The organism is Candidatus Hakubella thermalkaliphila (genome assembly GCF_013281975.1).
GTDB lineage: Bacteria > Actinomycetota > Humimicrobiia > Hakubellales > Hakubellaceae > Hakubella > Hakubella thermalkaliphila.
Genome location: NZ_BLRZ01000342.1, coordinates 1 through 894, shown reverse-complemented (window position 1 = coordinate 894; position 894 = coordinate 1). Strand labels below are relative to the sequence as shown.

The 894-nt window shown below is 58.1% G+C and carries 2 protein-coding genes; one reads left to right on the top strand and one right to left on the bottom strand.

Features of this window, described 5'->3' with window-relative positions; genetic code table 11:
- The coding region (locus HW443_RS13575; protein WP_275942768.1) for an HD-GYP domain-containing protein at window positions 1-234 on the top strand (234 nt) is incomplete at its 5' end.
- Here HW443_RS13575 and HW443_RS12015 read toward each other — a convergent pair.
- A partial coding sequence (locus HW443_RS12015) for an HD domain-containing phosphohydrolase (RefSeq protein WP_176238307.1) occupies window positions 193-894 on the bottom strand: 702 nt, incomplete at its 5' end. The two genes, HW443_RS13575 and HW443_RS12015, sit on opposite strands and share 42 nt — an antisense overlap.

Below are 894 nucleotides of genomic sequence, written 5' to 3'. Positions count from 1 at the left end.
GCTCAGATCGCCGGTCGTCACCCCGAGCGGTGGGATGGCCAGGGCTATCCGGACGGCCTAAAGGGAGAGGAGATACCTCTGGGAGGTAGGATATTGGCCGTGGCGGACGCTCTGGATGCGCTGACCTCTGATCGGCCCTATCGCAAGATCGGTACTTTTGAGGAGGCACTGCAGGATCTGAGGACCAACAGGTCAAAGCAGTTTGATCCCCGGGTAGTGGGCAATTCGCTCTGAATGTCCTGCGGTATAGGAGTGCTTGGCGTCTATAACTTTGGCAAAGAGCAATAGGACCCCTTCCAAAGTGTCGGAAACATCTTGGAGTACCAAAGGACGCAGGCGATCTTGCATCTGCCTGATCAGGTCAGCCAGGGCCTCGTGGTCACGAAGAAGAGCGGAGGGATCCTCCTTGCCCAGAAGCTTCTTGAGCAAGTGGACCATCTGGGAAGAGCACTCCTGGCTGGAGGCCAGTCTGCCCAGCGCACTATCCACGCTCTCGGACACTGGCTCAGGATGCAGCCTCCGATAGACATCGAAGGCGTCAGCGGCGCGCAGCAGTTGGGCTCCCATGCCTATCTCATCGCCGGATTTTCCGTTGGGATAGCCTTTACCGGTCCACCACTCATGGTGCTCCAGCACCATATCAGCGATGTGGTGCAGCCCCTTGAAAATCATCGGGATCATCCTGATGATCTGAGCCCCACGATAGGGATGCCTGCGGACCTCGGGGTTCTTCAGTTGATCGTCCAGGTGGGGCCAGTGGATAATATGGTCGGAGAGCCCTATCCCTCCGATGTCGTGCAGCAGTCCAGCGTAAAAGATCTCGGTAAGCTGCTGAGGACAGGCTTCCTCGGCCATCTTGGAGGCCCACACCGCAACCTGCCAGCCGTGGTAAAG